This window comes from Streptomyces sp. NPDC058240, assembly GCF_042882135.1.
GTDB lineage: Bacteria > Actinomycetota > Actinomycetes > Streptomycetales > Streptomycetaceae > Streptomyces.
The window spans coordinates 17,135-41,067 of the sequence record NZ_JBHVWT010000013.1 but is presented as its reverse complement, the minus strand read 5'-3'; the positions used below and the strand labels follow the sequence as shown (position 1 = coordinate 41,067).

At 67.8% G+C, this 23,933-nt stretch carries 14 protein-coding genes and 1 pseudogene; 4 read left to right on the top strand and 11 right to left on the bottom strand.

Annotated features, from left to right (window positions below; genetic code table 11):
* Window positions 1-74 precede the first annotated feature (74 nt).
* From ACFVX4_RS21510 to ACFVX4_RS21485, 6 genes and pseudogenes are all read right to left on the bottom strand, one after another.
* A pseudogene (locus tag ACFVX4_RS21510) lies at window positions 75-439 on the bottom strand (RBBP9/YdeN family alpha/beta hydrolase); the annotation flags it as partial.
* Entirely contained in the window at window positions 436-1,686 is a 1,251-nt protein-coding gene (locus ACFVX4_RS21505) for an MFS transporter (protein ID WP_389979667.1), read from the bottom strand. The gene ACFVX4_RS21505 and the pseudogene ACFVX4_RS21510, both read right to left, overlap by 4 nt.
* 111 nt (window positions 1,687-1,797) lie before the next feature.
* The gene (locus ACFVX4_RS21500) at window positions 1,798-2,715 is read right to left on the bottom strand and encodes a TauD/TfdA dioxygenase family protein (protein WP_389979664.1); all 918 of its coding nucleotides are present in this window, start codon (window positions 2,713-2,715) and stop codon (window positions 1,798-1,800) included.
* A gap of 39 nt (window positions 2,716-2,754) precedes the next feature.
* Window positions 2,755-3,738: a quinone oxidoreductase family protein gene (locus ACFVX4_RS21495; RefSeq protein ID WP_389979661.1), complete on the bottom strand. Its 984-nt coding sequence runs from the start codon at window positions 3,736-3,738 to the stop codon at window positions 2,755-2,757.
* A 59-nt stretch (window positions 3,739-3,797) separates the two neighbouring features.
* Window positions 3,798-4,856 (bottom strand): 3-keto-5-aminohexanoate cleavage protein, encoded by a 1,059-nt coding sequence (locus ACFVX4_RS21490; RefSeq protein WP_389979658.1) that lies wholly within the window; start codon window positions 4,854-4,856, stop codon window positions 3,798-3,800.
* Window positions 4,857-5,239: 383 nt separating this feature from the next.
* Complete coding sequence (locus ACFVX4_RS21485; protein ID WP_389979655.1) at window positions 5,240-6,262, bottom strand: AraC family transcriptional regulator; 1,023 nt, start codon at window positions 6,260-6,262, stop codon at window positions 5,240-5,242.
* Window positions 6,263-6,621: 359 nt separating this feature from the next.
* Here ACFVX4_RS21485 and ACFVX4_RS21480 point away from each other — a divergent pair, with 359 nt between their 5' ends.
* On the top strand, window positions 6,622-6,918 hold the full coding sequence (locus tag ACFVX4_RS21480; RefSeq protein ID WP_389979652.1) for a hypothetical protein: 297 nt from the start codon (window positions 6,622-6,624) through the stop codon (window positions 6,916-6,918).
* Window positions 6,919-7,078: 160 nt separating this feature from the next.
* Here the strand turns inward: ACFVX4_RS21480 and ACFVX4_RS21475 are convergent, their stop codons facing one another.
* The 5 genes from ACFVX4_RS21475 to ACFVX4_RS21455 form a co-directional block, all read right to left on the bottom strand.
* Complete coding sequence (locus ACFVX4_RS21475; protein ID WP_389979649.1) at window positions 7,079-8,413, bottom strand: Dyp-type peroxidase; 1,335 nt, start codon at window positions 8,411-8,413, stop codon at window positions 7,079-7,081.
* 19 nt (window positions 8,414-8,432) lie between these two features.
* Entirely contained in the window at window positions 8,433-9,446 is a 1,014-nt protein-coding gene (locus tag ACFVX4_RS21470; protein ID WP_389979646.1) for a hypothetical protein, read from the bottom strand.
* Window positions 9,447-9,491: 45 nt separating this feature from the next.
* The gene (locus ACFVX4_RS21465; protein ID WP_389979644.1) at window positions 9,492-10,022 is read right to left on the bottom strand and encodes a hypothetical protein; all 531 of its coding nucleotides are present in this window, start codon (window positions 10,020-10,022) and stop codon (window positions 9,492-9,494) included.
* A gap of 413 nt (window positions 10,023-10,435) precedes the next feature.
* The gene (locus ACFVX4_RS21460; protein ID WP_389979641.1) at window positions 10,436-13,825 is read right to left on the bottom strand and encodes a S8 family serine peptidase; all 3,390 of its coding nucleotides are present in this window, start codon (window positions 13,823-13,825) and stop codon (window positions 10,436-10,438) included.
* A gap of 1,110 nt (window positions 13,826-14,935) precedes the next feature.
* Window positions 14,936-15,964, bottom strand: a complete 1,029-nt coding sequence (locus ACFVX4_RS21455; protein WP_389979638.1) for a helix-turn-helix domain-containing protein — start codon at window positions 15,962-15,964, stop codon at window positions 14,936-14,938.
* A gap of 827 nt (window positions 15,965-16,791) precedes the next feature.
* Between ACFVX4_RS21455 and ACFVX4_RS21450 the strand changes: the two genes are divergently transcribed.
* The 3 genes from ACFVX4_RS21450 (at window position 16,792) to ACFVX4_RS21440 (ending at window position 23,658) form a co-directional block, all read left to right on the top strand.
* Complete coding sequence (locus tag ACFVX4_RS21450; RefSeq protein WP_389979635.1) at window positions 16,792-18,534, top strand: ATP-binding protein; 1,743 nt, start codon at window positions 16,792-16,794, stop codon at window positions 18,532-18,534.
* A 1,132-nt stretch (window positions 18,535-19,666) separates the two neighbouring features.
* On the top strand, window positions 19,667-20,287 hold the full coding sequence (locus ACFVX4_RS21445; RefSeq protein ID WP_389979632.1) for an RbsD/FucU domain-containing protein: 621 nt from the start codon (window positions 19,667-19,669) through the stop codon (window positions 20,285-20,287).
* Entirely contained in the window at window positions 20,287-23,658 is a 3,372-nt protein-coding gene (locus ACFVX4_RS21440) for a GH116 family glycosyl-hydrolase (protein WP_389979629.1), read from the top strand. The genes ACFVX4_RS21445 and ACFVX4_RS21440 overlap by 1 nt, the downstream gene beginning before the upstream one ends.
* The last annotated feature ends 275 nt before the right edge of the window (window positions 23,659-23,933 follow it).

Below are 23,933 nucleotides of genomic sequence, written 5' to 3'. Positions count from 1 at the left end.
TCCCGGTCGACCGGTGCGGCCAGGGGGTCGTTCGTGCTCGCCGCGACGATGCTGGGGAAGGGCAGGGGTGTCCGCGGCGTCGGCGTCCAGCCGTTTTCGCGCAGGACTTCCGGGGTGGGGTAGCTGTCCGGCAGCGGGGTGTCGAAGTCCGGCGGCGCCGCCAGCAGTGCGCCCTTGACGGGACGCCGGTGTCGTTGCGCCCAGTGCACGGTGGTCATCGCCCGGCACTGTGGGCAACCAGTACATCGGGCCCGGAGATGTCCGACAGCGCCTCGTCCAGTGCGGCGACCTGGGCGGCGCGGCTCAGCCTGTCCTTCTCCAGCGGGGGAACGGTTCGGGCGTCGGCGATCTTGTCGGCGAGGACGGTCTGCCAGTGGTCCGGCACATGATCGCGCAGTCCGGGGACGATGACGACCGTCGGCTGTGCGCTGAGACTCATGACTGCAACTCCGGGGTCTTGCGCGCCGGGTCGGGGAGCAGCCCCAGGCGGCGCAGGTCATTTTCGTAGGAGAACTTGCCGATGGTGAAGGCCACGCTGCCCGCGAGCGCGACGAGCGGGATCACTTGCAGTGCGCCGAGCAGGCCCAGATGGTCCGCGAGCATGCCCGTCACCGCGGGCCCGGGGGCCAGCCCGAGCAGGCTGTTGGCCAGCGTGAGGGTGGCGAAAGCCGTCGCCGCAATGGCGGCGGGGGTCAGATTGGCCACCATGGCGGCCGCCGGACCGGCGGTGCCACCGGCCACCAGGGTCCCGGCCGCGATCAACGCAAGCTGCAGCGGGCCGACCGGCAGGTGGAATCCCGCCATCAGCAGCACGAACGACCCGAGAGCGCAGACGATCGCAACGATCCACTTCCGGGCCGCGGCCTTCCGGCTGAGGCGGTCCGCGACGATCCCGCAGAGGATCATGCCAATGCCACTGATCAGCGCGAAGACCCCGGCGGCCAGGCCGGCCTTCGCAGGAGGCATGTCGTAGTACCGGTTGAGGAAACTGGGTATCCACGCCAGCAGGGCCATCGCGATGAACATCTGCAGCCCGCTGCCGATGTAGGCGCAGACCACGGAGACCGAGGAGAACAGCCGCGGCAGTTGGGTCCGGATGGGGGCGTGTTCGCCGGACACGGCGCTGTTACGCATGGACGCCGGGCCCAGCCTCTTCTCGGTGACCACGAGGCCGTAGACCGCGGCCAGGACCAGACCGAGGATTCCCATCGCGCCGAACGCCCAGCGCCAGCCATACTCCTGGGCGATCACACCGCCGATCGACACGCCCAGCACGGATCCGAACGACCCCCCCGCCATGAAAGCTCCGGAGAGTGTGGCCCGCAAACCGATGGGGAACACGCTGAGGACCACCGCGATGCCGACGCTCCCGTAGGCCGCCTCTCCGACGCCCACCATGAACCGGCCCAGAAACATCTGGCCGTAGCTCGCGGAAATGGCGCAGCCCAGGGTCGCCAGGCTCCACGCCGTCGCGGCGATGACCAAGATCTCGACCCGGCCCCAGCGGTCCGCCAGAAGCGACAGGGGGAAGGTGAGCACTCCGACCATCAAGGCCACGATGCCACTGAGAGAGCCCAACTCAGCGTCGGAGAGAAGCCATTCCGCTTTCAACAAGGGAAAAACCGCGTTGAGGACCTGTCGCGACATGTAGTCGGACAGCAGAAGCCCAAAACCGAGGGCGAACACCAGCCACGCATAGCTACGGGATACAGCCGGTGCGGCGGGAGACGTCCCCGGCACCGTTGTGCCGGTAGTGTGCAGTCCCATTGACATCACCTTTTCGTCTCTGGTCGGGGCTCAGAAAGGTTTGTCGCCGACAACCCCCGCGCGCTCCATCTTGCGGACGGCGGGCCAGTAGTCCTGGACGGCGTAATGCTGGGTGGAGCGGTTGTCCCAGATGGCGACGCCGTTCTTCTGCCAGCGCCAGCGCACCTGGTACTCGGGGACGGCCGCCTGGCTGATCAGGTAGTTCAGGAGACTGCCCGCTCCGGGCGCGTAGTCCTGGCCGAAGCGCACGTTCTCCGGCGTGTGGTAATTGACGAAGTGCGTGGTGAAGGCGTTGACGAAGAGAATCTGCTCGCCGGTCTCCGGGTGGGCACGCACCACTGGGTGCTCCGGGTCCGGGAAGCGGGCCTTCAGCTCGTGACGTTGCTCCGTCGGCATCACGGCACCGAAGGTCGCCTCGATGCTGTGCCGTGCGCGCAGGCCCGCGATCTGCGTCTTGATGTGCTCCGGCAGCCTGCGATAGGCCTCAGACATATTGACCCAGATCGTGTCACCACCCACCTCTGGTGTTTCCACGCAGCGCAGCACGGCGCCCATGGGCGGGCACGCGCGCCAGGTTGCGTCGCAGTGCAGCGCGTTCTCGTAGTGCTCGGGTTTGCTGTCCAGATCCTTGTAGATGCGGACCAGCCCTGGGTGGTCGGGGTCGCTGCCGACCGCCGGATGGCCCTCCAGCGGGCCGAAGCGCCCGGCGAAGGCGATGTGTTCGGCGCGCGTGATGTCCTGGTCACGCAGGAAAAGGACCTTGTACTGCAGCAGCAGCGCCTTGATCTCGGCGAACAGATCGCCGTCGCGCGCGGCGTCGCCGAGGTTCACACCGGACAGTTCGGCGCCGATGGTACAGGTCAGCGGCTCAACCCTGATCGAGGTACGGAGGACGCCCGGACGCACCAGGGCGGGCGTGTCTTCCATCGGGCGGACGGTCTGGGGCATGTGCTCACTCCTTGGGGTCACGTGCGTGGCACGGCGAGCTCAGAGGACGAAGACGGAAGATCCCGTGGTCCGTCCCGCTTCCAGGTCACGATGGGCCTGTACCGCGTCCTGAAGGGCGTAGCGCTGGTTGGTCTCGATCTTGATGCGACCGGCCGCGACGTGCCCGAACAGCTCCCCGGCCAGGGCGTCCCGCTCCGCCGGCTCGGCGATGTAGTCGGCCAGCGCGGGGCGGGTCACGAACAGCGAGCCGTGGACGGCCAGTTGCATGGCGTCGAGCGGCGGGACGCCGGAGGCCGTGCCGAAACACACCAGCAGGCCGCGGCGTTGGAGCGAGGCCATGGATCCGGCGACGGTGTCCTTGCCGATACTGTCGAAGACGACCGGGACGCCCTTGCCGTCGGTCAGTTCACGCACCCGCTCGGCCACGTTCTCGCGCCGGTAGTAGATGATGTGCTCGCAGCCGTGGGCGCGGGCGACCTCGGCTTTCACCTCGCTGGAGACCGTGCCGATCACCGTGATGCCGAGCAGCTTCGCCCACTGGGAGACGATCAGACCGACGCCGCCAGCCGCCGCGTGGAGCAGCACGGTATCGCCGGAATTCAGTGGGTGGATCCGGCGCAGCAGGTACGCCGAGGTGAGTCCGCGCATGGTCATCGCCGCGGCGGTCTCGCAGTCGATCTCGTCCGGCAGCCTGATGAGTGAATCCGCGGGCATGACCCGCTCCGTGCTGTAGGCACCCAGCGGACTGCCGGTGTAGGTCACACGGTCGCCCGCGGCGACATGCGACACACCCTCGCCCACGGCCTCGACCACACCCGAGGCCTCCACGCCGAGCCCCGCAGGCAGCGGAGCCGGGTACAGGCCCGTGCGGAAATAGGTGTCGGCGAAGTTGAGTCCGACGGCGACATGCCGGATCCGTACCTCGCCCGGACCCGGGTCGCCGACGACGACCTGTTCCCACCGCATGACCTCAGGGCCACCGGTTTCGTGGAATCGAATGGCGTGTACCAAGGCGTGCTCCATTTGCTCGTGTGTGGGGCGGCGTCGGGGCAGGAACCCGGGCCGCCGCCAGTGGGGTCGAGTCAGCTCTTGAGATCGCGCAGCATGGAACCGCGCCGGCCTGGGCGGCGGTTGGGCACCATGCCGAGCTGGGCCAGGGTCTCGTCGGCGTCCGAGTACCAATCGCCGATCTTGTAGATCTTCTTCGCCTCCTGCCCGGTGGCGATCTCACGCCCGAGCGCATGGGCGATCTTGACCATCTGCTCGACCTGCTCCACGGAGGACATCCGCTCGCCCTTGTGCCGCCACAGGTTGTCCTCGTTGCCCACCCGCACGTGCGTGCCGAGGGCGATGCCGATCGCGTTCATCGGCGCCACCGCGCGCATGGATGCCTCGATGGTGAGCACGGAGCCGTCCGGGACACGGCGGATGAACTCGATCAGGTCGGCCGGGTGCCGGCCGGCGAACCCGCCGCCTATGGCAACGTAGTTGAGCACCAGCGGCCCGCTGTAGATGCCCTTGCGGATCAGCCGCTCCACGGTCTCCAGCTGCGCCATGTCGGCGAGTTGGAAGTGCGGCTGGATGCCGTTGGCACGGAGCCGCTTGAGGTGCTCGAGGTAGAAGTCCGGCCCGGCCTCGACCGCCATGTCCCGATAGGCCTTGTAGTACCCCGGCTTGGCGATCGAGGTGCCCTCGATGTCCTCGTCGTCGAAGAGCTCGACGATGTTCATCTGGTTGGTATTGATCGCGATCGTCACCTGGTCGGGCCTGGGAGTGATCTCGGCCAGCATGTGGCGGGTGTCGTAGCTGAGCCACTTGGCGTCGCCGCCCTCGTCCTCGGGGGCGAAGGAGATCGACCCGCCGATCTGCAGGACCATGTCCGGCACGGCCTCGCGCAGGCGGGCCATCAGCTCGTTGAACATGGAGATGCGCTTGGATCCGTGGCCGTCCAGCTCGCGCACGTGGATGTGCAGCACCGTGGCACCGGCGTTGTAGCAGTCGACGGCCGCCTGCACGTGCTCGTCCATGGTGAGCGGTAGGTCGTCGGCGTCACCGGGCAGCCACTCCGGCCCGTAGGGCGCGGCCTGGATGACCAGCCTCTCCTGGTTCTCCGGATACAGGGAGTCGTCGAAGAAGTGCATGGTCCATCTCCTTATCGGATGGGTCTTCACTCGCCGCACGCATCACTGCTTTCGATGCGCGGCCCGGAGGGCTTGCGAGGAGCGGACGCGGGATTGCAGACGGGGCCCCCGGGCTCGCCGGGGGTCGGATACGATTAGCGGGCCCGGAAGGGAACATTCGGCTGCGGGCAGGGTTTCTGCCCGTCCCCGAGGGGTCGGCCATTTCCCTTGCGGTGAGGCAACGTTAAGGGCGGGTTAACGTGCGCGCTTGACCGAAGGTGACAGAAGACTTGCCGCTTGGGGACATGCCTCGCCCTCGCGGCCGTCGCCCCCGGACCCGGGCAGGGTCATGCCGAGACAGGGCGTGAACGGTCGGCCCCACCCCTGTGCGGAAACTCTGGTGGTCACTCCTCGCCGGAAGGCTGCTGCCTGGTCCTGCGGACCCGCCACTCCCTCGGACTGCAGCCGAACCGCTCGCGGAACCAGCGCGAGAAGGCACTCGGTGCCGAGAATCCCAGGAGCCCGGAAATTTCCGTGAACGAGCGGCGCGGGTTCGCCGCGAGCTGCTCCGCGAGCTGGGTACGTGTGGCGTTGAGAACGGCGGAGAACGTCTCGCCCGAGGCCGCAAGGTGCCGGTGGATCGTCCTCCGGTCGATGCCGAGGCTGTCTGCGACCTGCTCGATCGAACAGCGCCCGGTGGGCAGCAGGACTTCGATCAGCTCACGGACGCGGTCCAGCACGGTGGTGTCCTTAGAGACCGCGATGGACTCGAAATACTGCCGGGCGTAGGTCCGCAGCAGCGGGTCCGACATGGGGTTGGGAGCCCTGAGATCGCTGGCGTAGAAGACGATCCCGTTGAACTCCCTGTCGAATTCCACTACGGGGCCGAAGAGGCGCCGGTGGGTACCGGGATCCGTCGGCGCGTCGTGCGTGAAGCACACGGACAACGGCTGCCACCGGGCACCGAGAAAGCTGCGGAGGACTCCGTGGAAGGCGCCCACGGCCAGCTCCGTGGCCTGGCGGGCGGCCACGGCCTCACCCAGCTCGAGGCTCACCTTGAGGGTGGCCAGGCCGTTCGCCCCGGAGAGCCGACTGCGGAGCATCTCGTTGTACATGTGCTCATGGCGGACGAGAAGTTCGAGGGCGCTGCGGACATCGGGCTCGTCGCGCAGGACCAGACTGATGGGGCCGAGATTGGAGAAGCTCCGTCGCTCGGCGAGGAGCAGGCCGAAGTCCCCGCGTCGTGAGGCCGCCGCCGAGAGTTCGAGCAGCTGGGCGACCGCCACGCCGGGGATCCATCTGTCCTGGACCGCGAGGCCGACAGGGTCCAGGCCCACACGCTTCATCAGGGCCCTCGCATCGATGCCGAGCGACTGGCTGACCTCGACATAGTTGTTCAGCGCTGCATTGCGGACAAGAGGCTTCATAGGCGCACTCCAGGGGGCGTTGTCCCCAAGTGATAAGTGAGATGTCACGTCACGTCAAGCCATGGGCCATGTCGTGACCTAGCGTTGCACCACTGCGGTGGCTCCGCCTGGATACGGCGGCCCGGCCGATCGGAAATCCAGCGGAGAACACCATCGAAAACAGTCCAAGTGTTGACCAGCCCTGAAAAACCGACACGGAATTTCCTGCAGATCAATGAATTCGGGGCAATGACATGCACCGAAGCCGTCAGAGATATTCCACAAAGAAAGGAGAAAGGTCGTACGCACCATTTCTGTTCCAGCCGGCAATGAGCTGCACACGAGTCCGAAGAGAGACGTACGACCTGAGGGAGGTCACCATGACGAGCGTGATCAACGTGCTGCGTCGGCCCTGTTCCGGACCTGCCGTGTGGGCGGGTCCGGACCTGGCGGACTCCGAGGAATGGGTCCTGCGGCTCTCGCCGGCGCAGATCGACGAACTCGAGGCGGCTCTGCGCGCGGTGCGCGAGCGGGGCGTTCCGCTGCTGAAGGTGACCGTCGACGACTTTCCGCTGCCGCCCCTGGCCGGCGAGCTGAAACGCATCGCCGACGTCCTGGAAAACGGACGCGGCTTCGTGCTCGTCAAACGTATTCCGGTCGAGGAGTCCACGGACTGAACCGATCTGGTTCGACGGCGGCAACCGCAGGAAGACGCCGCGTGCGCAGCGCGCGGTGGGCGTGCCCGCAGGTACGGATGGCGTCACCGGTGCAGGGCGGCACGCGCCCCCGGGCGGCGGAGCACCTCGGGGTGGCGCCATGGCGTGCGTGGCCGCCCTGTCAGTTCTGGAGTTCCCCGAGCCAGCGCAGGGCACTCCGACTCGGCAGGAAGCAGTACTCACCGCCGCGAGTGACGACGAAGCGCGACAGCGGGGTGAGGCGCCGTCGAAGCGGCCGCCGGGGAATGGTGAAGCCGGTGACTCCGTCATGGGATCCGGTGATGGGGTCTTTGGTGTTGCCCGCGCCGAAGAAGACGCCGTTGTTCATCCATTCCGACTGGACGAACTCGAACTGCCGCCCGAGGTGGGCTCCGATGAACGCGAACATCAGGCCGCGGTCGGCCCCGTCGTCCTCCAGGACCCCCTCGGGCAGCGGCGAACCGTAGGCGGCGCCGCGTCTGATCATGCGGTGCAGTCGTACTTCTCCCGCTACTGAGGCGTCGCGGGGGTTGGCCCGGCGGATGTGGCAGCCGCCGGGAGTGATGAATCCCGTCGGATCGTCTCGCTCGTACAGGAAGGTGTTGCGGCGGTGCCCGTCGGCGCCGAGAGCGGGGTCGTCGTGTTGCGGACTGAGCGCGAGGGGGGCGCCGCTGCGCCAGCGTCCCATGATCTTGGCCGCGAGCAGTTCCTCGTCTTCAGGAGAAGTGGCGTTGTCCCGCAGATAGCGCCGGAACGCGGCGACGTCCTGGTGGAGCTTACGGAAGACCGCGTAGCTGCCGTTGCGCCCCAGCACCTCCGGCTGCGGGGTCTGGATGCCGCCGATCTCGTCCCGGTAGCCGAGCACGAACTCCCCGGCCTTCAGCGGCGGCTCCAGCCGGTTCGACCCGGCGATGCCGCTTCCTTCGACGGCTGGATGGCTGACGCCGTCGCGATAGCCGAAATGCTCGGTCTCGGTGGGCAGCGCGTAACAGTCCTGCCGCCAGATCGCGGTCACACCGGAAAGGTGATCGTAGGCGGGGCGGGCCCGATCGAGGGCCGCCTCCAACCGTTGGGGGTCGGGCGCGACCGCCGTGAGCACCACATGGACCTCCGGCGTGCCCAGCGGCGCTTCCCAGTTCTCGGGGCTGCTCTCGCCGACATCGCCCAGCGTTTTGGCCCGGGCGGCCATCCCCTGCCGGAACTCCCAGGCGAACGTGTCCAGTGATGCGCGCGGCACACCCAGGGCCTCCAGACCGTGGCAGGAGACCGCGACACTGACCCAGGTGTCCCCCCGGGGGCTGACCGAGTCGGCGGCGGAGGTCACCACCGCGCTCGCGCGCCGCATCAGCTCTCGCCCGTCCGCCCGGTCATCGACGCGGAACACAAGGTAGGTCGCCGCGTAGGGAGTCGGCCGAGGGTTGAGAACCCCGCGCTGAATATCGTCGAGTTCCAACGCGACTTGCGTAGGCCCGCTCACGGTTCGCCTCCCTGCGGCACTACCTCGAAACGAGGTTCCGCCAGAATTTCCGCAGACTTTCGTCGCCGCCGAACAGCGAACTGAAGATCGTGGAGTCCGCCAGCAGCACATCACCGGCCCGCTCACCGCTCGGAGGCATCCACAGGAACATGTTGAACTCGGTGTTGCCGGCCTCGGTGAACGGATGCGGACTGGAGGTGTCGATCGGCTGCCTGGCCAGCACGTGGATGACATCCGGCTCGTCGGTAGTCACGGCATAATGCGGCAGGTGCATATGGAAGTTGAAGTTAGTCACCCCTTCCAGCCACCCTTTCGCGTCCAGGTCCCTCACCGTGGAGAGCGGGGCGATCTCGTTCTTCTCCCGCACCGCGGGGCGCAGTCCGTAACGGTTCTCGACCGGCACCGCGAGGCCCTGCATCAAGTCCCGGACGTAGGTGGCGAATCGCTGCTGGCGGGGGACCAAGCGATCGCCGTGATGGTGGTACTCCACGTCACGCACGGCCAGATCATCCGTTGCCCCGACGTCATGGTGAGGCCCCAGGACCAGGCAGGCGTCCTCCCGGGCGAGGAAGGCCCGCAGTGCCTCAACCTCCTCGGGCTGGGCCTCCTGCCCGGTGACCATGTGGTCCAGACCGAACACGAAGAGAGTGTCGGTGTCGGCCAGTACGCGTTCGTCGAGCGGGGTCCGGAATCCAGCCTGGTCGATGCGCTGATAGACCGGGACGGGGTGCCCGGTGACCTCCTCGACGAACTGCTGAAACGGCACCCAGGCCCAGAAGAACAATTCCAGTGAGCCGGCGATGCCCTGCTGGAACTGCAACGGATCGGACCACTTCGGGTCCTCGTAGGCAGGCCACGCCACCCGCCTGACCTCCGTCATCGTGGAGAACCGGTTGTCCAGTTCAGCCGGATTCCTGCCCGCCTCGGCCGGATAGCTCCACGAGACGTAGATGCTCACCCGTCGCCGACCAGGAGTGTATTCGCGCGGGTTGTGGTTCTGGTTGTAGGTGCGCGCAGTCCTGACCTCGCTCATCTCGTCTCCGATCCGCAAGTGGGACAAGCACACGACAGCCCGCTCTCACTGCAGCTGGTCGAGCATCTCCGACAGTGCGTTCTTGATCCGCAGAGCCTTCTTGATCTCATCAGCGGACACGTACGGGTACTCCCCGTACTCGATGAAGCTCGGACAGTGGTGTTCGCGCACAAACCTGACGAACGCCTCAGGGTTGGTCCGCCAGTCCTCGGGGAATCCTTCGAGGTTCTCGAAGGCCGTGTTCACCCCTGCCTTGCCGAAAAGCGCGACGGCGTCCTCGGTGTACTTGTCGAAGTCGGTATCGAAGATCCCCTGATACATGAAGCGCGTGTCGTCGTCGAAAAGCACCCAGCGCAGGTAGTGCAATTTCAGTGGCGCGAGGAGATGGGGGTCTTCCTCCAAAGCCTCGGCCAGAGTGTTGCCGTGGGCACGTATCGCGTCGGCCCTGCCCGGCTTGACCTTCGCAATGATGGTGAACCCGTAACACGCCGGTGTCTTCGGAAACACGGGACCGTATTTCCCCTGCTCGAGTTGGTCGATCTCGGGTATGACGGCCGCCTGCGGCTTGATCTCCATGTCCGCTCCTCCCGCCACCTGTCGGCCGGGAACAATCCCCATGATTCTCCCACGCAGCAGGCCCATCCGCCTCGTGAGCAGCACTGTCATGGTCCCGGTCGCGCGCGGGCAGCACCGTCGGCACCCTGGCCGGAGCCTGCCGCAGAAGTGGTCACGGGCAGTTCCAGAAACTTGCCTATATCGAAACGAAAAGTGCCTTACGGATTGATGTTCGACCGGAACACGGCGGTCGGTCCCCGCCGGTCCTCATGGACGGCTTCTTCGCCGAAGCCGGTTCGGCGAGGACCGTACGCACAGCGCGTCCCAGCTCTTCGAGCACGGTTGCAGTACACCCTGATGATCACGCGTGGGGCGGCAGGTGGGTGGCCGAGCGGGCCCCCTGTTGTGGGAGACCGCCCGGCCGGACTGTGTGACTACCGGACATCGTAGGCGCGGGTGATGGTCTGGGTGACCGCGTTGCCGTTGGAGTCGGTGAGGGTGGCCTTCAGCGTGACCTGCTTGCCGGCGGCGCCGGTGTGGTCGAGGACGGCCGTCCACTTGCCGTGCTGCTGCTCGGTCGGCGCCTGGGTCCAGGTGGTGCCGCCGTCGTAGGAGTAGGACAGCGAGGCCTCTGTGATCGTGCCCGGGGTGTACCCGGCGTGGCCCTCGGCCGACAGGCCGACCTTGATGCCGCTCTGCGCGGGCAGCGTGTTCGTGCCGTCCACCGGCAGGTCATACGCCGGGAAGAGGATCGGCAGGCCGCGGGAGTAGACGTCCGGCTCCAGGTGGGAGCGGAAGCTCCAGGTGGTGGTGAGAGCGGTGGAACGCAGCCAGTTCCGGTCCGAGGTGTCGATCTTGGACAGGTTCTGGGTGAGCTCGTACGCGGAGTCCTCAGCCGGAACCTCGAACACGTCGTACGGATAGGTGCTGGTGGCGATCTGCTCACCGTTGCGCTTCAGCACCAGGTTACCGAGGTCGCCGAACGACCCGCCGTAGGACCAGTGGTCGCCGGAGGCGTCGAGCCAGAGCGCGCTCTGGAAGCCGATCAGATCGCCCTGCCGCTCGGCGGCCAGCGCCAGCTTGCCGGCGCTGTCACGCGGCGCGGCCGGCCGCAGGAGACCGTGGTACCACTCCTCGGTACGCCGGTCTCCGGCCCGGTAGGTGCGGTACTGGTCACTCATGAACGCGGCAAACGGGAAGCTGGTCATCGCGCCGTGGAACCAGGCGTCGTCGCCGGTCGTGTAGTAGGCGGTACGGGTGCCCGGCACATGGACCGGGTCCAACAGGCTCACCGAGATAGTGGTGCTTCTGTTCCAGGGGGGAAGGATGAACAGTCCGTCGGCGTAGTCGGCCTCCTTACCGAGGGCATTCCACTTCTCGGTGACCTGGGCCAGCTTGGAGTCTCTCGGCTGGTAGACCCGGTCGGACTGCAGCGGGCCCTGGGTCGGGAACGAGAGGTTGTAGACATAGGACGAGCCGCCCTGGGAACCGGTCGCGCGCCAAGTGGGCCGGAACTCGAAGAAGCCCTTCTGAGCGCGCCCGTCGACGGAGGCGTAGAACTTCTGCACAGCGCTGCCGGCCGCGAGCGATCCGTTCAGCTGCCAGGTGTCGTCCCACGTGCGGGCGTAGCTGAAGGTGGTGTGGCTCAACGTCGAGGGGCGGTCGGTGCGCACGCTCAGCCGGTGGGCCTTGCGAGCGTCGAGGACGACGGTGGTGTCACGGGTGATCCGCAGCTGCGGGCGCGCGAGGTAGCCGATGGATTCGGGCGCGTTGTTCGCATCGTAGGTGGCCACGAAGCCGGCGAGAGCATAGTCGCCCGGCCGCACGCTGTACATCTGCTCGGTCGCGCCCTGGTTGCTTCGGCGCTCGCCCTTGTCGGTGTCGAGGCTGACCAGGTCCAGGGAGGAGGCGCCGGTCGCGGGCTTGCCATTGCGGTCGATGACCTTGACCCGGAGGGTGACCGTTTCCGGCTGGACGTAGAGCGTGATCGGCACGGAGACGTGCGCCTTGCTGCCGGTGGCCATGATCCGGCCGGTGACGGCACCGTACTGGGCGGCCTTGAGACGGGCGGTGGGGTCGATCCGCACCGGCACCTGGACGGTGGCCCCCGCGGGAACGGTCACCTTGCCCTGCTCCAGCTTGATGACGCCGGAGTTGACGTCGCTGCCGTCGTTGCCGTGCACACCGCTGACCTTGAGACTCAGGGCGAGGTCGTCGGCGCTGGTGTTGGTGAAGGGCACCTGCACGGTGGTGCGGTCCGAGGTGTCCTGCGGCCAGTTGTAACTGCCGCCCTGGACGGCGGGCGCGGAGAGCACCTTCTGGTGCACCGCCGCGAACACGTCGAGGGCGCCGGCCCCGGTCTGGTCGGCGCCGGCGACCTTGCCGTCGGTGCGGGCGGAGGAGACGAGGGCGGCCTTGATCTGCTGCGCGGTCCAGTCCGGGTGGGCCTGGCGGACGATGGCCGCTGCGCCCGCGACGTGCGGGGTCGCCATGGAGGTGCCCGACATCGTCCGGTAGGCGTAGACGCCGCGTCCGCCCGCGTTGGCCGCCGAGATGTCGACGCCGGGGGCGGCGATCTCGGGCTTGAGCGTGTGGGTGACGGCCACCGGACCGCGGCTGGAGAACCACGCGGTGGTGTCGTCACGGTCGACAGCGCCGACGGTCAGCACGCCGGGCACGCAGCCGGGCGAGGAGACGGTCTCGATGCCCGAGCCGGCGTTGCCGGCGGCGACGACGAACAGGGTGTGCGTGTTCTGCGAGAGCTGCTTCGCGGCCTCGGCCAACGGGTCGGTGCAGTCGCCGATCGCGGGGTTGCCCAGGCTCATGGAGACGACATCGGCATGCTGGTCGACGGCCCACTGCATACCCGCGATGATCCAGGAGCTTGCACCGGAGCCGCTGTCGTTGAGGACCTTGCCGATGAGCAGATCGGTCCCGGGGGCGACGCCCTTCTTGCGGCCGTCGCTGGCCGCTCCGGAGCCGCCGACCGTGGAGGCGGTGTGGGTGCCGTGACCCTGCCGGTCGGCGGTGCTGTTGGAGTCCGTGAAGTTCTTGGACGCGGCGACCCGGCTCACCAGGTCCGGGTGCTCGGCGTCCACGCCCGTGTCCAGCACGGCGACCTTGGTGCCCTTGCCGTCGTAGCCCTCGGCCCAGGCCTCCGGCGCGTGCACCTGCTTGGTGGAACGGTCCAGCGTGGCCTTGACCTTGCTGTCCAGCCACAGCTTCTTCAACGTGGAGGCAGAACGTGAGCGGGTGTTGGTGACGTCCTGCCAGAAGGTGGCGGCGGTGTCCTTGCCGGCCTTGAGCGCGACGCCGTCCACAGCCGGGAGGCTCAGGCCCCGCTCGGCCCCACGAGGGGCCGCCGGCGCGATGTCGGCAACGTTCACACTGTTCCGGTAGGTGGCGATGAGCGGCAGCGTGTCGGTGTGTGTGTCGTCGTATCCCTGGCGGATCAGCCCAGTGACGTTGAACAGCTGCTCGTCGACCTTGCCCTCGGCGATCGCCCGGGAGGCGTCCTCCGGGTAGACATAGAGGTCCTTGCCCATCTGAAAGGTCTGCACAATCGGCTGTGTGCCGTCCTCGCGGGGCAGCACGGCCGCCGAGCTGCGGCCCGACGTGTCCGTGGTCACCAGCACCTTGTCGCCGGTGATGAGCGTGACCGCGACCTGCTTGCCGCCCGTTGCTGCGGCACCGCTGCCGATGACGGATCTCTTTCCCGAGGCACCGTCAGGCGGCGTATCCGCCGCCCCGGAAGGCGAGACCGCGGTGACGGCCAGGACGGCGGCGGTCGCCGCGCCCAAGGCTATACGCGCTATGGGATGCATGAGTCTCCCTACTTGAACCGTGAACATGCCATGCTGCGGCTGCATCCTGGCAGACATACGGATCACTTAGGGTTGCCGTCCGTGACGGGTTTCCCACGTGGCGGTATTCCGTCACGCGGTCACATCAATCGGTTCGTCAGCTCGGTGGATCTTCGGGCCCGGCAGGTGGGGGTACGCTTCGCCGGGCCGACGTCGCCCGGATGATCCCGCCGAAGGGCGCGCGCGGCGCATTTCCCCCCCACTCCTCGACCAGCAGCAGGCCCCGGCCTCCCTCAAGCTCCTCCCGTGACGCCGATACCTCCGGATCCGTGCGGGCTCCGATCCGCCGCCGGGGAACGGGCCCGGCAGCTCACGAGCGAGGTGCGGGTTGGACCACGCGTCGGTCGTGGCTCGCCAGGATGCGAGGTTGCGGGCAAAAAGGCTCCGGCGACCAGGTTGGCCGGCAGATCCCGGACACAGCACAGGCTCCGCACTCCCTCCGGGAGCCACTGCAGCCGCGGCATCTCCTCGGCGAGCAACTCCTCGGCCAGGTTGAGGTCGCCGAGGCAGTGAACGTCCGGCAGAGCGATCCTGGTTGAAGGCGGCTGGCTCGCCCGCGCCCTGCGCGCCATCGAGGTCCCGCTGTCCGGTCGCCGACGTCAACAGCCACCGGACCACCGCGGGCAGCGGGCTCGCCGTCGTCCTGTCCCTCCGCGACAGCTCGGGCTTCCGGCCCAGGTCTGAACGCGTATTCGTTCAGCCGCGGCGCCGGTCTCGGCTTCGCGGTGCCGTACACATCGGCTTCGCGGTGCCGTACACAGTCGAGACCGCCGCCGCGCGCGCCGCCCCGACGCCCTCCCTCAAATACATCGCCGCCGTGATCGCCGGTGTCGTCATCATGGCCGCCGCCATCGCGATGTCGTTCCTCATCCCCAAGCCGCCGAGGGGCGATAGGGACTCGGTCAGGTACCTGTCGGTGTGGGTGCGCGTGCCTCCGCTCCGGTGGATATCTCCAGTCCGGTTCACGGGCCCGCCGGCGGTGAAGCAGGAACCCGCCAGGAGTTGGCGGCCACCCTCGCAGGGGGACCACCAACAGATGAAAGGTCCTCGGTTCTCAGGCCGAAGAGGAGGTCAAAGCCAGCCCGTACGTGCAGCGTGCCATCCGAGTTGCAGGCGCGACTCCACTCCGGCAAGGTCCATCAGACGGCGTATCCGCCGCTCCACGGTGCGTATGGAGAGACCGAGTTGGGATGCCGCCCGCCGGTCGGAGATCCCTGCCAGCAGCAGGGCCAGGACCTCCAGTTCCTCCTCGGTCGGCCGATGATCGACTGCCGGCTCCTCGCGCACGCCCGTGACAGTGGTGTACATCGGTCGGGCCTGGGCCCATTCCTTCTCGAAGAGATGGACCAGGGCCGTCAGCAAGCCGCTGCGGTGCACCACGATTGCGCTCGGCTCACCGCCGGAGTCCGCCATGTCCAGTGGCACCATGGCGCGCTCCCGGTCCGAGACAACCATCTTCAGCGGCAGCGAATCGACCATGCGAAGCTCGATGCCTGCCATGACGGCCGCCCGCACGTCCCGCACGACGTCGTGACCGTCGAGATAGTTCTTGGCAGCCACGACCCGGAAGTCGACCCCGCGGTCCAGCGCGGAACTCTCCGACGTGTCGGTATCCTCGCGCGGCACCGCGATGGGCGCGCCGACGAGGAAGACAAGCAACTCCCGCTGGGCGCCGCACTGCAGTTGATGGAATCGGTGTGCGACCTGCTCCACGCCGACGACCACCTCCACGACACCGCCCGCAGTGTGTGCGGCGGTACTGCGGTACTGCTCGGTCAGCATCGAGAACGCGGTCTCGGCCTGGTGCAGCGCGTTGCGCTGCTCGACGAGGAGCGGGGCCAGGGCCACCGAGGGCGGTGTGAGCCGGTAGTAAGCAGGCTGAAGACCGGCCTCGCGATCGGCCGAGTCGGGTGCCCCACTCTCGGCCTCGGTGGCGACGGCCACCAAGCCGCGCGCCGCCAGGTCAAGCAGGATGCGCACGCTCTCGGCCCTCTCGAGTCCGGTTTGCCGGGCGAGGTCCTGCGCGGAGCCTGTCGGGCGGGCCAACAGCGCCGTGTAGATGGCCTCTTCGGCCGGGCCCAATCCCAGCGCCTGCAGCATCCGGCTCCTCCTCGGGCGGCCACCGTGTCCGGCCCTGGCGCAGCTCCCGTGCACCGAGCGGATTCTTCTCAGCCGAACCCTATCCCTCTGTCAGATTGTCGCCATTGGCTGTCTGCCTGGCCGATACCCCGGCCAGGATGCCGATCACTTGGGCTCCAGCCTGCTCGAAAGTCGACGTGCGCGAGGTCCTGATGGCGCTCCTCGCCCGCGAACCCCACCTGGCACCGCCCACCGCGGACTCCTGCTGATCACCGACGATGCGGGCCAGCTCCCCCGCCGAGGCCGCGACGTCCGACACCGCCTTCCTCCAAGCGCTGCTCGACGCCGCGGCCGCCCGCCCGTCCCTCGGTTGACCAACCGTTCCGAGCCCCGGATACCGCCGCATCCCTCTACTTCCCACCGAAGGGCCTGGAGGCCCTCGGCGTGGGCTCCGCCGACCAACTCGTCGATTCAGCTCATCCGGCTCTGCCGGTGACAACTGCTGAGCCTCGGCAGAGCGCGTGACGCCCCTTCGGGGAACCCGCTGCCCAAAACCGCGCGCATGCGGTGCGAGAATGCGGCGCCGGTGCAGCGTCCGCCGGTCTGCAGCCGCCACGGCGGCAGACCGGACCGGTGTGAGGCTGAGGCAAGTGACACGGAGACCCCGGCCCCGGGCGGGCTGATGGCAACACAAACATCAGCCCCAGGACTCCACAGTGGTCGCCTTCTGCACCACGCCTGTGAACGTGGCCTATCCCCCTGCCACCCCACCTTGTAACCTCTGATCATATTGTTCACGGAAGACGACAGTTCGGGCACGCCGTCGTCTGTCTCCCACGGTGGGGCGAATGTCTACCAGCGATTCCGACACACGCGACCTACCGGCGATCGCGTCACCCGGCTTGGTCGGACGCGAGCGCGAACTCGCCGCTTTGAGAGTGGCGTTGTCCGATCCGCCGGTGGTCGTGCTGATCGAAGGCGAGGCCGGGATCGGTAAGAGCCGACTGGTCCAGGAGCTGCTCGCGGCGCATGCCCCGGCCCGTCAGCGGGTGCTACTGGCGGCCTGCCCGGCTGTTCGACAGCCCTTCACGCTCGGGCCGGTGGTGGACGCGATCCGACCGGCGACCGAGGATGTCGCCCGGCTCGGCCTGAGCGGGCTGGCGGGGGCGCTCCGGCCATTGTTCCCCGAGTGGGCATCGGCGTTGCCGCCCACACCCGACCCGGCCGAAGACGCAGCGGCGGCACGACACCGACTGTTCCGGGCCATCAAGGAGATCCTCGAACGGCTCGAGATCGGGTTGCTCGCGGTCGAGGACGTGCACTGGGCAGATGAGGCCACCCTGGAGTTTCTGCTGTTCCTGGCATCACGTCCGCGACAACAGGTCAGTCTGCTTGTGAGCTGTCGCCCGGAGGAAATCGCGCCGGACTCTCTGCTGCTGCGGTTGTCGTCGCGGCAACCGGCGGGTGCGGCGCGGCTGCGGCTGTCGTTGGAGCCGTTGGATGTCCCCGGGACTGCCGCGATGGTGTCCTCGATGCCGGGTGGGGAACGGGTTTCCGAGGGGTTCGCGACCATCCTGCACGACCGGACCGACGGGCTTCCCCTCGCGGTCGAGGAGTCCGTCCGGCTGATGTGGAACCGCGCCGGCCTGACCCGGCGGGGTGATTCCTGGGTGCGGCAACGACTGAGTGAGACAGACGTACCGCCGACGGTGCGGGACGTCGTACTGGAACGCAGCGCACGGCTCGGCCCGGCGGCGCAGGCGGCGTTGCGCGCGGCCGCCGTACTCGCCGACCCCGCCCCGGAGGACACCGTCGTTGAGGTGATGGCTCCGGATGGCGATCCGGCGAGCAGGCTGGCAGGCCTGGCGGAGGCGGTGGGTTCGGGGCTGCTGAGGGAGGACCAGCGCGGGCTGGTCTCGTTCCGGCACATGCTGGCGTGCCGCGCGGTGTACGAGGCAATTCCTGTGCCGCAGCGGCGGGCGATGCACCTGCGTGCCGCACACGTCCTCGAAGGCGCCACCCCGTCCCCGGTCGCCCAGCTCGCGCGCCACTTCCGGGAGGCCGGCGACACGACGGCATGGTGCCGGTACACGGAACAGTCGGCCGACCTCGCCCTCGCCTCGGGTGACGATGCGACGACGGTCATCCTGGTGCACGATCTGCTCACCAACGCCGACCTGCCGCCCGCCGACGTGGTGCGGCTGACCAGCAAGGTTCCGTTCTGTCTGCTCAGCGGGCACGAACGCTACCGCGAACTTATGGACGCTCTCCGCCTCGTGCTGGACACCGGTGAGCCGGCGCCGAGCGAGGCGGCGGAGATCCGCTTCCATGTCGCCCGGCTGCTGCAGCAGATGGAGGCGTTCGAGCAGTCCCGGATCGAGATGGAACGAGCGCTGCCCGACCTAGCGGTTCCGTACGGGTCCTGCTGTCCGAGCGTCAGACCGTGCGCGCCCTCGTGGACTCGTACCTGGCCGCTCGTCGGCAAGAGGCCGACCGGTGCACGGAGAAGGAGCCGGCCCCGACCGGTGTCGAGCAGGACCTGCGCCGGGCGCTCGCCGAGCGGCTCGCCATCCGGCTACGGACCGGTCTGAGCCAACGCGCCGCCGGCGGGGCCTGGGGCCGGGAGACCGAGCGTGACCGCGCGCGGGAGCGCCGGGACGCCGAGAAACGACCGCTCCTGCGCGCCTGGGAGACATACCAGAGCTCGCCACACGGTTTCCGTGACCTGCGTGCCGTCACCCGGTCCGTCTTCCACTACACCCGAATCCTCGTCCTGGACGGGTCCGGCGTGGAGGTCGGGCAGTACCACCAGCCGGACGGCCCGCTCACCCTGGTCGACGAGCGGGTGCGCGCCGAGGCACTCGACGCGCTGCGCGCGCACGGGGTGGACGCGGATACGTCCGAAGACCTGGTGACCCTCGGCGGCTTCCCGGACGCGGTGGTCGTCGCGGGCGGAGGCAGGTGGTCGCTCCGGCTCTCGAAGCCGGGGGTGTCGCGGGGCGGACGCCCGCCGGGCCCAACGCTCGAGTGGGTGGCCTGCGCCGACGGCGTTGATCAGGGCTTGGAGTTCCGGTGGTGGGGGTGCATTCGTCCAGGCTCGCCGGCATCGTTGGAGGCTGGTCCAGGGGTCGAGCCAGGCCCGGACGGCGCGTATTGCTTTGGGCCAGCTGGCCGTGCCGCGGAGCCTCGGCGACCGGGTCGCGGCCGCCGCGGCACGGGGAAGGTCAACGTGCGGCTGAACGGGGAGAGCTACCCGTTGTACCAGTACGGCCTGATCAACTCCCAGACCCGGGGCATCAGCGAGAACCAGCTCTTCGCTCCCACCGCGAAGCAGTTGGCCGAAGTCCGGGTGCAGAACACCGTCCCCGGCACAGCCGCGGTGGCCGGTGCAGTCGAGGCGTGGGCCGGAACCGACATGGCGCCCTCATCCCCGGATCGCCCGACGCTGGTTCGCCGCCGGTACAGGCATCACCCGCACCGGTGACGGAACCCAGCCTGGACATCAGCACGGCAGACCGTCGCTGCTGCAGCCCGGCGGCCGAGGCGCCGGAAAAGCGAGGGCCGGCCAGAAAGTCCAAGCGACCGCGCACGGAAGTCCATGGACCCGGCCACGCTCAACTCCTAGGTTCCATCGGTGAATTGATCCGATGTATCTCCCGCCCGAGCTGCGGAGATGCCCACAGGAATACCCATGCTTCATCAATTCATCGGAGGTACCCGCACGTGCGCAACACACTCCGCCCCGCTGTCATCGCCCCAGCCGCCGTGCTGGCGGTACTCGCCGTCGGCGCGCTCGCCTTCGCCCCTCAGGGCACGACCCAGGCCCACGCCGGCCATGCCCGCGACAGCAAACCCGGACATGTCGCCGGTTCCACCGATTGGCAGCACAAACTGAAGGCCGCCCTGCCCTCCCTCGGTCACCGAAACTGGATCGTCGTCGCCGACTCCGCGTACCCCCAGCAGACCAGCCCCGGCGTGAAGACGATCGTCACTGGCGCGCACCAGGTCGACGTCGTCAAGGACGTCGTCGACCTGCTCGGCAAGCAACAGCATGTCAAAGCGCACGTACAGCTCGACAAGGAGCTGAACTACGTACCGGAGAACTCTGCGCCCGGCATCAGCCGGTACCGCAAGGACCTCGACACGGCGCTGGCGGGACAGAACACCGAGAGACTGCTGCACGAAGACTTGATCGGCAAACTCGACGACGCGGGCAAGGAGTTCAGCGTCATCGTCCTCAAAACCGACCTCACCCTCCCGTACACCTCGGTCTTCTTCGAGCTGGACGCCAAGTACTGGGACGCAGACCGCGAGGCCGACCTGCGCAAGCGGATGGGCAGCTGATGGCCTTGCGCAGTCGTACTCTCACCGCTGCACTGACCGCTCTGTCCGGACTACTGGTAACGGGGCTCGCCGCTGGCTCCGCCCCCGCCGGGGCCAGCGAGTCGCCCGCCTTCACGGAAGGCTTCGAGGGCGGCTCCCTGCCCTCCGGTTGGCAGGTCACGAGTGGCTCCTTCGGCCAACTCATCACGGACAGAGCCCAGTTCCACAACGCGGACCGCCCCTACCTCAAGGAGGGCAAGTGGTTCCTGTCAACTCTGGAGACGCCTGCGCAGAAGCCGAATGACGGCTACACCGGCACGGTCGTCTCCGCCAAGTTCACGCTCACTCGCCCCACAGTCTCGATGCTCGTCGGTGGCGGCTCGGGCGCGAACACATACGTGGCGCTGTGCGCATACGACGTCTCAGCCCCGGACGGCTGCGGTGCCGAGGTCGCCCGGACGAGCGGCAACAACGCCGAGGTCATGGCCTACCGCACCCTCGACGGCTCGTCGCTCGTCGGCAAGGACGTCGTCCTGAAGGTCGTAGACAAGTCCACAGGCGGCTGGGGCCACATCACGGTCGACGATGTGCGCGCCAATGTACCGCCCGCCCCCACCGTGCCCCGTGCCACGCGCAACGCGGCAGGTGGGGCGGTCTCGCTGAGCTGGAAGGCGGCGCCCGATCCGGACGTCAGCGGCTACGCGGTCTATCGGGCCGCTACGCAAGACGGCCCGTACGCAAGGATTGCGACTGCCAACCAAGTCACGTACAAAGACGCTTCAACCGACGCCTCCCACACCTACTTCTACCGAATAGCGGCTCTCGACCGGACTGGGGCCGAGTCCGAGCCGGTCACCACCCTCGCCCGCCCGTACGCAAACCTGTACGCACCTGGTGAGAAGGCCACCTACAGCGGCGACCACCTCACCGATACCCGGTTCGCGGTCGGTCCGCTCGGCTCCGCCGGAATCGTCCACGACGGCACCGGTGCCCGCCCCACCTGGTGGATCTTCAACAACCTCGGGCAGCTGAACTCCAACGGCTGGCACAACACCGACGACGCGTATACGCAGGGCAAGGTCCCCAACAGTTTTTTCGGCGTACGTGCCGAGGCCGAGGGCGCCAAGCCCGTCGTACGGAGCCTGCAGACCACACCAGTCGGCGACTCGGCCTTCCCCGCTATGAAGTCACTCACCCAGCAAGGCGAATACCCTGAGCTCGGCTACGACTTCAAGGACGACGAGTTGCCGGTGCAGGTGTCGGAGGACGTCGTCAACCCGATGACGCCCGGCGACACCAAAAACTCGGCGATCCCGACCGCGATCTACCGCTTCACCCTGAAGAACCCGACCGACAAGACGGTCAGAGTCTCACTGATCGCCTCGCAGCAGAACGCCGTCGGCTACGACGGGTACAAGTCCATCGGCGGAGAGGACAACCGTGTCGTCGACGGCTACGGCGCCAACCGCACCCGCGTCATCGCCGGCGACGGCACCACCTCGCTCAGCATGTCCGGCAAGGACGGCTCGGGCACCATGAACCTCACCGCGTTCGGCAAGGACGTGTCCGCCACCGCCGCTTGGAATTCACTGAGTTCGCTCGCGGATGACGTATCGGACGACGGTAGACTCAGAGGCTCGCAGGACGCCGCGAGCCCCGCCGACCACACGACCGTCGACGGCGCACTCGCCGTCCCTGTCACTCTGAAACCAGGCGAGAAGAGGACCGTCCCCGTCACCCTCAGCTGGCACTTCCCAAGCGCCAAGAACTACAACGGCGGTGACGGCCGTCAGTACGAGAACTGGTGGAGCTCCGCCGACGACGTAGCGGCGTACGTGACGAAGAACTACGACCGTCTGCTCGGCGACACCACCGCCTACCACGACGCCCTCTACGACTCGAACCTGCCGCGCTACCTCATCGACCGCGTCTCGGCAGCCACTGCCGTCCTCCACTCGCCGTCCGTGTGGTGGGCGAAGAACGGCTTCTTCGGAGGCCGCGAAGGCTGGGGATGCTGCCCCGGCATGCCCACGCACGTCTTCCACTACGCCCAGACACAGGCCTGGCTGTGGCCGGAGGTCGGGCAGCGCTGGACGCAGCAGTGGCTCGACAACGCCGACAGCACCGGCAAGATCCCGATGCGCTTCAACGGCGACAGCACCTTCACCATGGACGGCCAGACAGGCGTGATCCTGTCCGCGTATCGCACGTACCAGACCACGAACAAGGCTTGGCTGGACGGCAGTTGGCCAAAGGTGAAGAAGGCGATGGACTACGTCGTCGCGCACGGCGACGCCGACCACGACGGCGTCCTGACCGGAACCTTCAACACCACCCTCGACGGCGGCGAAACCGGCAACGGCTCCTGGCTCGGCTCGATGTACCTCGCATCGGTGCACGCCGCGCAAAAGATGGCCGAGGCCGAGGGCGACACCGCCACGGCCGAACTGTACGGCTCCCTCTACGACAAGGGGCGTATAGCGGGCGAGAATGCCTATTTCAACGGCGACTACTACACCGAGATCAACTCCGACACCGGCGCCTCGTACGGCAACGGCTCCGAGATCGACATGCTGCTCGGCCAGTGGTGGTCCACGCAGCTCGGCCTCGGCGACATCTACGACAGCGCCCACATGGACAAGGCGGCCGGTGAACTGTTCAAGAACAACTACCGGGACAATCTGCTGGGCGACGCCCCGTACTCCGGCTACAACTACAGCCACCAGTTCAGGCAGTACGCCCTCGAAACCGACGGCGGCCTGCAGATGATCGTCTGGCCGCACAACGACCAGCCCTCCAACACCCCACTCTACTACGACGAGTTGATGTCAGGCTTCGAGTACTCGGCGGCCGGACTCATGCTACAGCGCGGGCAGACAGAGGCGGGCCTGAAAGTCGTCAAGGCGATCTCCGACCGCTACGACGGGCGCGCCCGCAAGGGCCCGTACGTCTCAATGAGCACCTGCTCCACCGGCGACGGCACGGGCAGCCCCTTCGGCGACGACGAGTGCGGCAAGTACTACGCCCGCACCCTCTCTTCATGGTCGCTACTCACCGCAATGCAGGGCTTCTCCTACAACGGGCCGCACGACACGATCACCTTCGCGCCCACCTGGAAGCCATCCGACCACCGGTCCTTCTTCAGCACGGGTGAGGCCTGGGGAACCTTCACGCAGAAACGCGCGAAGGGGGCAGGTCAGACCGACACCCTGCGCGTCCACCACGGCTCGCTGACCGTGCACACACTGAGGCTCGAAATCCCCAAGGGGGCGGGCACGGTCCACGTGGACGGCGCCGAAGTCCGCGTATCCGGCACCACGGCGACCGTCGAGTTCCCGGCGCCGATCAAGGTGCGGAAGGGAGACAAGCTGACAGTGCGGCTCACGTACTGAGCCAGGAGTGGGTGCCCGCCTGATCCGGCTGGGCACCCACTCGACTGTCTCGTCCCGGTCGCGCCCTACCCTCAGCTTCCGCAAGGTCTGGGGCGACGGCGGATACCGCCAGCACCTCGTCGAGCCAGCGAAGCGAACGGCTGGGGGCCGCCGCAAGGCGCGCGAGGAGAAGGAACTCGACCAGCTCCTTGTACGAGTCCGGGCGGTGCTGACGGCACCGCGTCCGAAAAGTGAACCATCTACGGCGTGTCACACGGTGACTGCGGCCCGATACC